At 63.9% G+C, this 7,457-nt stretch carries 7 protein-coding genes; 4 read left to right on the top strand and 3 right to left on the bottom strand.

The annotated features are described in order from the left end of the window. Nucleotides 1-212 precede the first annotated feature (212 nt). The 4 genes from HQN59_RS19170 (at nucleotide 213) to HQN59_RS19155 (ending at nucleotide 4,534) form a co-directional block, all read left to right on the top strand. The gene (locus tag HQN59_RS19170; protein ID WP_176070718.1) at nucleotides 213-566 is read left to right on the top strand and encodes a helix-turn-helix domain-containing protein; all 354 of its coding nucleotides are present in this window, start codon (nucleotides 213-215) and stop codon (nucleotides 564-566) included. Further along, the gene (locus HQN59_RS19165; RefSeq protein WP_342451253.1) at nucleotides 563-1,435 is read left to right on the top strand and encodes an ImmA/IrrE family metallo-endopeptidase; all 873 of its coding nucleotides are present in this window, start codon (nucleotides 563-565) and stop codon (nucleotides 1,433-1,435) included. Before HQN59_RS19170 ends, HQN59_RS19165 begins: the two co-directional genes overlap by 4 nt. Nucleotides 1,436-2,855: 1,420 nt before the next feature. Further along, nucleotides 2,856-3,485 (top strand): helix-turn-helix transcriptional regulator, encoded by a 630-nt coding sequence (locus HQN59_RS19160; RefSeq protein WP_176070717.1) that lies wholly within the window; start codon nucleotides 2,856-2,858, stop codon nucleotides 3,483-3,485. A gap of 377 nt (nucleotides 3,486-3,862) precedes the next feature. After that, nucleotides 3,863-4,534 (top strand): DUF6988 family protein, encoded by a 672-nt coding sequence (locus tag HQN59_RS19155; protein ID WP_217704220.1) that lies wholly within the window; start codon nucleotides 3,863-3,865, stop codon nucleotides 4,532-4,534. A gap of 234 nt (nucleotides 4,535-4,768) precedes the next feature. Here HQN59_RS19155 and HQN59_RS25835 read toward each other — a convergent pair whose 3' ends face one another. From HQN59_RS25835 to HQN59_RS19145, 3 genes are all read right to left on the bottom strand, one after another. Continuing rightward, nucleotides 4,769-5,131, bottom strand: a complete 363-nt coding sequence (locus tag HQN59_RS25835) for an abortive infection family protein (protein ID WP_217704219.1) — start codon at nucleotides 5,129-5,131, stop codon at nucleotides 4,769-4,771. Next, the gene (locus tag HQN59_RS25830; protein ID WP_217704218.1) at nucleotides 5,128-5,343 is read right to left on the bottom strand and encodes a hypothetical protein; all 216 of its coding nucleotides are present in this window, start codon (nucleotides 5,341-5,343) and stop codon (nucleotides 5,128-5,130) included. The genes HQN59_RS25835 and HQN59_RS25830 overlap by 4 nt, the downstream gene beginning before the upstream one ends. Before the next feature lie 246 nt (nucleotides 5,344-5,589). Beyond that, nucleotides 5,590-7,200 carry an amidase family protein gene (locus tag HQN59_RS19145; protein ID WP_176070716.1) on the bottom strand — a complete coding sequence of 537 codons (1,611 nt, stop codon included), beginning with the start codon at nucleotides 7,198-7,200 and terminating at the stop codon, nucleotides 5,590-5,592. Between the last annotated feature and the right edge of the window lie 257 nt (nucleotides 7,201-7,457).

Below are 7,457 nucleotides of genomic sequence, written 5' to 3'. Positions count from 1 at the left end.
CCGCAATCGTCCACGATCAGGCTGAAACGTCGTCCACGATCAGCTTGAAATGGCGTCCACGTTCGGCTGAAACGCCGTCTACGATCGGCTGAAACGAGCGTCTACGATGGGCTGAAATACGCAGCATGTGACGAATCCGTCACGCTCTCGGCCAAGAAGAAGGGCCACGGGGCCCAAGACGAATGCGTCACTTACAAATATACGGAGCCGTCATGTCTGCGGCAAGCCCCCCTTCAGCCATCTTTCCCGAGCGATTGCGCACCGCGCGCGAGTACCGGGGCCTCACCCAGGGCCAGCTCGCCGAGCGCGCCAACCTTCAGCCTTCCGCTATCTCGCACTTTGAAACGGGCGCGCGCAAGCCCTCGTTTGATAACCTGCGGCTGCTGGCCGACACCCTCGACGTGACGACCGACTACCTGCTCGGGCGTGTCGAGGAGTTCAAGAGCCTGGCCGGGGCCGACAAGCTGCACCGCCACTACGAAAACCTTCAGCAAGAAGACCGCAAGTTCGCTGATGAGCTGATCACGCTGCTCGCCAGCAAGGCCAAGAGTAAGGACAAGAAGTGAAGTCCGATCTTCATGCCTTCGCCGCGGTCGCGGCAGAGCAGATTGTCAAGGGCATGGGGCTCGCTCTGCCGATCGACCCGATCCGGGTTGCGCGCGATCGCGACATCGAGGTCGCCGCCAAGTCCGCCAGCAGCGGAGGTGTCTCCGGCATGCTGATCCGCGTCGGTGACCAATTCGCTATCGCCTACGCCACCCACATCGAAAACGACGGCTTCAAAAACTTCTGCGTCGCCCATGAGCTGGGGCACTACTTCTTGCCGGGTCACCCAGATGCCGTGATCCAGGGGACCAACGGTGTTCATGAGTCACGCGCCGGTTTCACCTCGACGGATCCCTACGAGATGCAGGCCGACCGCTTCGCTGCGGCCTTCTTGATGCCGCGGCATCTCTTCTTCCCCGCGCTGGAGCGTGCGGGCGAGGGCCTCGCCGCGATCGAGGGCCTCGAAATGACGTGCAAGACATCGCTTCATGCGACGGCAATCCGCTACGCGCAGTGCACCCGCGAGCTGGCAGCGATCGTGGTCAGCACCGGCAGCCGTATCGATCACTGCTTCATGTCGGAAGCGTTGAAGAACGTGCGCGGCATTGATTGGCTGCGCAAGCGCGAGGCGGTTCCTCGCGGCACGCCGACGCACGCGTTCAACCAGGACTCGAACAACGTGCGCAAAGCCGTTCGCGTCGAGAGCACCTCAAACTTGCAGCAGTGGTTCGGCGGCAAGCACAACGTCTCTATCAGCGAGGACATGATCGGGCTGGCCAGCTACGGCAAGACCCTGACCGTGCTGTACGGCATCGACCTTCCTGAGGCCGAGGAGGAAGAGGACGAGGCGGCGCTCATCGAGTCCTGGACACCACTCTTCCGTCGCTAGCCAGGCCCTGCAACACGCAGCTTGTGATCACCGCTTCATGACTGCTAAAGGACGAGGGGCGTCGTCGCCCGGCACTACTGACGTTGGATCTGCGCCGTCCCGAGTGACCGGTCTCTGACAGGGAGCGTGCAGTCGATCGCGCCGGCCGACCGTCAGCTTCCGCTGCACACCGGCTATACGTCCTTTTTCCAAGCTCGCGCGGGCGTCTAGAGCAAAAGGGCTCTATCCCTGAAGACCTCAGCGCGCGCGCTTGGGCCCGACATGCAGCTGCGCTTGCCGGCCCGCTTTGCCATGCGCCGCGGGTGTTGAGACGGTCACCACGTCTAGGCACACGTGCACGCTCGAGCGGGCCAGCCGTCAAGACTGCTGAGCCCCCGTCGTCCCACCTGTCGTTTGCTTCGTGATCGCGGCGCAACCGCAGCTCCCCGGCCACGCTCTGCTCGGTGGCGGTCGCCAAACTCAAAGGCACCCCGCGTCCAGGCTAGCCAGCCGTTCAAGAACTTCATCGACAGCGGGACGAGGAGGGGGCCGCCAGCCGGCGGACGCGCAAGGCAAGCTCGGGCCGCGAGGCTCGCATTACGGCCGATAGCTTGCCGAAGCAAGCCTGTGAGTCCTTGCTAAACGATAACCAGGCCGCGGACGCCTGAGCCCCTCACACCTAGCGACCGGCTATCACAAGCCCAGCCGCTTGTCAACGTTATTCGTGTGGACAGCAGCACCTGTTTGATTGACAGCACCCGCGTGTGGCGCGAACGTCAAGCACCTGATCGCACCCTCCTTGTCGACAAGGCGTCGGCATGCGGTGCGATCAGCTTTTTCTGGAGGACAACGGACCATGGTTGAAACGCTCGCGTTGCTACTGATCCTGGAGAAGGAAGCCGGCGAGAAACTTCGGCCCAACGCTCCGCTCGGATCTCGCGCTGAGGCCTCGGGCTATCACGACAGGGTTTGCATAACTGTCACAGCCAGGCTGGGCAGAGGGGGAACGATCGAGCGAGCTTACAGGTACGGAGGTGCGCGGATGGAACGCGCGTCCCTGCTAAGGGTGCTCTGCCCAGAGGGCGCCTGCGATCAAGCCCAGAGGGCGCGGAGTCGCTGGGCGCAGTTCGCAAAGCAGTCTCTTTCGCCTGCTGACAGCCATTGTCAGGAGCCTTCCGAGGCGACGGCAACCATGCGCCGCGTCCCGGTGCAACAACAAGGACGACTTTACGAGGCAAGAGCGAGCATGTTCGAGTGCCGAACGCGCTGCCCGTTGAATGCGCATCCACCGGAGCCGATGCGAAAACAAGGCTGGGACGTATATGAGCATGGACGCTGGATAGTCGGCGGCGTAATCGTCGATGGCGAGGTGTCACGCCCCCGATTTCCTGAACTGCGCGATGTCGCGCGCCATCTTCAACAGCAATAGGCAGACTCGGCTATGCACGCATTGAACGGTCAATCAGGGCCCGATTCGCGGGAGCCCGCCGCGGCAGCCGACCTATTGAAGGTTGGCCGAAGCCTCTTCGACGCGTCAACCTCTCCGTCACTGCTGCTGAGCGGCTCGGGGCATCTCCTGGAGTGCAACCGTGCCGCCACGTTCCTGTTTGAGAAGCCTTCGACTCTCGTCGTCGACGCCATGCGGCGGCTGCATTATCAGCTCCTGGGTCGCTGGACACCCATGGCCATGTTGCTTGCAGAATATGGCGCTACCGGACGTCAAGAGTTCACGCTGAATTCTCCGGCACTGGGCCAGTGCATCCTGAAATTGGAGCCTGTTGAGGAAGTGCCGCAGGTTGAATCTCATGGCCAGAACTCGCGGCTGCTTTTGGCCGTGTTCATGCGGCCGCCGATAACTGATCCCTCGGTTCTGCGCGTGACGTACGGATTCACGGAAGCGGAAGCGCGGGTCGCGGCGCTCCTCATGAAAGGCTTCATGCCGCAACAGGCGGCCAGCGAAGCGGGGGTCCGGCTTAGTACGGTTCGTACCCACATTCAGCACATCTATGAGAAGACCGGCACCAGGCGACAGGGCGAACTGCTGGCGAAGCTGCTTAGCCGGCCTGCTTGAGCGACGCGGCTGAAAGGGTGTGCAGCACCTACGAGCATTCGCCCGCTCTCGGGATGGAGCGCTCGGCAGCGATCTTGAGTCGAGCCAGACGGCGGCGAAGCCATTCCGGAGCGCTCGAGGAAAGATCAAGCAGTTGCCGCGCCGCCACCGCACGGGCAGGTGTGCGCACGGACCAGACCTCGAGCGGAGCCAGATAATCAAACCGACGGCTCGCGGGCAGTGGCAAGCGGCCGCCCGGCTCAGAGGAGGCGCTCGGCCGATGTCCAAGGACCTAGCAACGGTGACTGTCACGTGTCGATCTTCGGCTCGACCACAGGCGAACGGCGGCGCCGCGCGTCGCGGGTAGACGCACCACTTCCTCGCACCGACGATTCGTTATGGACGCCAAACCTTACACGAACGATGCACTTGCGCTGATGCTGCGCCGCTCGGACGAGTTGCAGGAAAGCCTTTCGGCTCTTTTGGAACATGCTGGGTTCGATGATTCCCCACGTGGGGAGGCTGCCGTCAGCATGTGTTTGGTGGCCTTGGAACATGCCGCGGGGCTTAGAGCGCTAATGGCGCTCGGGCTTGGCACCTCAGCCGTTAGCCTGATGCGCCTACAGTTCGAGGCGCTGACCCGCGCCATGTGGCTGATTTATGCCGCCAGCGACCAAGCCATCGCTAAGCTGCTCGCACCACTTACTCCGGACAGCGAGCGCGCGGCGAAGAGCCTGCCGAGCGTCAGCGAGATGATTGAGCAAATGGGCAGGCGCGTCGGCCGAGGCGTCCCCAGTGCGGCGCACGAGATGCTTGTGCAGTTCAAGGATGTGTCCTGGCACGCGATGAACTCGTTCGTTCACGGTGGTATCCACCCCCTGCGCCGCAGCGCCGACGGTTTTCCGGTCGACTTGGCTTTGCAGGTGCTGCGCAACGCGAATGGTCTCACCACCATGACCGGCATGGCGCTCGCCATACTCACCGGCGATGAGGCCGTTTCCAAGCCGATGAGCAAGATCCAACCGGAATTCGCGGATTGCCTGCCCGAGTTGCGGAAGCAGCTGATGTAGGGCCTGCCTGGCTGGTGAATGCCGGCCCCGCCGACGGTACCTCCACCCGACCCTTCGGCGTCAAGCCCGTCTTCAGCTTACCGTCGGTTTCAGACTGACTGCAGACGTCCAGGCACGCCGCGGCAGAGACCGGTATCGATGAGAGCAGTCGTTCGTATTGGGTCTTACGTTCATAGGGGTCAATGCAGTCTAGGGCGGTGCCGAGCGCGCCAAGCTAACGCCGCTGTGCAGTGCTCAAACATTGCTTTGCGCGTTTGAAACTTGCCGACGGCGAAAGGTCTCGGAAACGAAGTCCACGAAGGCGACTGCTGAGGCGACCGCTAGACGGGCATGCCGCGGCTGGAGTCCACGGTGCTGACCGTCGCGCCCGTGCCCAGTCCCATATAGCCCGCGCAGTTGCGCAAGGTTGTTGGTGAGCTGAGTCAAGTTTCGGAGAATCAGGCGAATGTTCTCCGCCCCCTTCGTCTCGTCCGTGATTTCTTCTGGCACGAGTCTCAGTTCCTTCGCAACCTTCTTCGTGAGGTCGCCGAGGTCTTCGGACTTTGTGAAGGCCACACCCCGCTTCGTCAGAATGGACTTGCAGCAGGTCTCGATCAATTCTTTCGCTGTACCGATCGCCAGCGCCGGTTTCGATCGATGGCGTTCTCCAGCCGCTCTATCTTCTTAGCCATCCAGCCCGCGTCTAGCGCGTCCGCCACCGTCATCTTGCGGTAGCCGAGGTAGCAGCCACGGCCGAGTCGGTGCCAATACGGCTCGCGCCGCGGCTTCAGCTTGTCTCGCGACGCGACTGTGTCGATGCGGGTGGCCATTGGTAGGCGCGATTGGACTCGAACCAACGACCCCCACAATGTCAAGGCGGAAAATCCAGACATCCCGGGACTTCCTTGGACGCAACCTTACGAGGAGAAACGGTGATCAAGGTCCCACGAGGACCACTAAAATTCACCCCGCTTTTCCGTACTTTTTCCGTACTTTGGGGAACCGGGGCTGCAATACCGGAACCCGGCAACTCCTTGTCACCCAAGGGATTGCCGGGTTTTTCGCGTTCTGGGCCGCTATCGCGTCACCACTTCCCCGGCGAGCGCCGGCGTGCTCGCCGGCGGCCGGCGCAGCTTGGTCGCCTGCTCGAACGCATAGGCGAGGGCGATCAGACGCGGCTCGCTGAACGCACGCCCGGAGAACGCCACGCCGCTCGGTGTCGGCTGCTCGATGGGAGCGACTGCAGGAACGGTGCCGCCCGGCACGATGACCGTGGGGAAACCGGCACGGGCGGGTGTGCCGGCGCCGCTGTTGCCGGAGAAGAGCAGCGCGTCGTAGTCGTCGGCGTTCCCGGCAACGCCGTCCGGTCCGCTCAGCGCCCCGTTCAGGATGCCGCGCGACTGGCTGTAGCCCGCGGCGAGGTTGGCCTGATACGCCGCCGTGTCGGCGCTCGAGGGATCCAACGACAGCGCGTCCGACGCGATGGCCAACGTCTGTCCGTACTTGAGCGCGCCGGGCGTCGCTGCGTTAAAGGCGATGATGTCGGCCAGCGTGCGAACCGTCTGCGAGGCAGGCCTGGTGGCGAGGTACGCGTTCAGGTCGCGCTTGAAGCCGTAGTTCAGCACGCTGGGTGCCGTCACGTTCGCCAGTGCGGTGCTCTGGCGCACCACCGTCGCGCCTTTCGCCTGCAGGACCGTGATCGCCGCTTCCATGATCGTGGCCCGGTTCGTCGGGAACGGCGGAACCAGGATGCGCGCACCGGCAAGCGCATTGGCGTCGAGGAACTGCGTGTAGTCGGAGAAGCAGTTGCCAGCCGTCTGACACGCTGCCGTCGCCGGGTCGGCCGGGTCGTGGCCCGCGATGACGCCCAGGAGTATGGCGGCGTCCCTGACGGTCCGCGTGATCGGACCGGCGGTGTCCTGGTCGGCCGAGATCGGCAGGATGCCGCTGCGGCTCACGAGCCCGAGCGTGGGCTTGATGCCGACCACGTCGTTCGCCGATGCCGGGCTGAGGATGGAGCCGGAGGTCTCGCTGCCGATCGACAGTGCCGTGAGGTTTGCCGCCGTCGCGGCGCCCGGCCCGGAGCTCGACCCGCCGGGCGTGAGCACCGGGCGGCCGTCGCCGCCGGGCAGCGCACGCGGGTCGTACGGATTGAGCACGTATCCGCCGAGCGAACTGTAGCCGGCCGGCATGCCGCTGGTCAGGAAATTGGCGTACTCGGTGAGATTGGCCTTGCCGATGATGATGGCGCCGGCATCCCGCAGCTTGCGCGTGATGAAGGCGTCCTTCGCCGGATACGTGTTCGCGAGCGCCACCGACCCTGCGGTGGTCGGCATGTCGACGGTGTCGATGTTGTCCTTCAGCAGAACGGGAATGCCGTGCAGCGGCCCTTTGCTGCCGCCCTGCGCGTCGAGCTCGCGGGCCCTGGAAAGCGCATTCGGGTTGACGTGCAGGATGCTGTTCAGGCGCGGGCCGGCCTTGTCGTACGCGAATATCCGGGAGAAGTACATGCCGACGAGTTGCTCGGACGTGATCAGGTCGGATTCGGTCGCCGCCTTGATGTCGTCGACCGTGGCTTCCTGGAGCTGGAAGGTGGTCGGCCCGGACTTGTCGTCATCGGAGCCGCCGCCGCATGCGGCGAGCACGCACAGCGAAAGGAACGAGGGATAGGCGTACTTGCGTTTCATGGGACTCCTCGGGAGCAGTGTCTTGGGATGGCGGCACCTGAACCGCGGCGGAACGGGTATGCCGTCGGTGCAGTGGCAGCGTCGAGAGATTCGATGGGCGCGGGCACGGCGCGGACTCGGTGAACGCGAGAGCCTTCTCCGGGTGCGGCCAGCCGTTGCAGCAACCGTCGAGCATCAAACGTGCCAGATTTCACGAAACGGCAACCGCGGAAGTCGTGGCCCCGTCGCACCCGAACGGTGAGCGGTGCACGTCGGCG

Origin of the sequence: Rhizobacter koreensis (genome assembly GCF_013366375.1) — a bacterium.
In the GTDB taxonomy this organism is placed as follows: Bacteria; Pseudomonadota; Gammaproteobacteria; order Burkholderiales; family Burkholderiaceae_C; genus Schlegelella_A; species Schlegelella_A koreensis.
This window is presented reverse-complemented; position numbering and strand designations above follow the sequence as displayed.

What these genes read in the sequence shown, in the direction of transcription:
- HQN59_RS19170 (WP_176070718.1), top strand. Translation starts at nt 213, where the DNA reads ATGTCTGCGGCAAGCCCCCCTTCAGCCATCTTTCCCGAGCGATTGCGC.
- HQN59_RS25830 (WP_217704218.1), bottom strand. Translation starts at nt 5,343, where the DNA reads ATGGCCACCCGCATCGACACAGTCGCGTCGCGAGACAAGCTGAAGCCG.
- HQN59_RS19160 (WP_176070717.1), top strand. Translation starts at nt 2,856, where the DNA reads ATGCACGCATTGAACGGTCAATCAGGGCCCGATTCGCGGGAGCCCGCC.
- HQN59_RS19155 (WP_217704220.1), top strand. Translation starts at nt 3,863, where the DNA reads ATGGACGCCAAACCTTACACGAACGATGCACTTGCGCTGATGCTGCGC.
- HQN59_RS19145 (WP_176070716.1), bottom strand. Translation starts at nt 7,200, where the DNA reads ATGAAACGCAAGTACGCCTATCCCTCGTTCCTTTCGCTGTGCGTGCTC.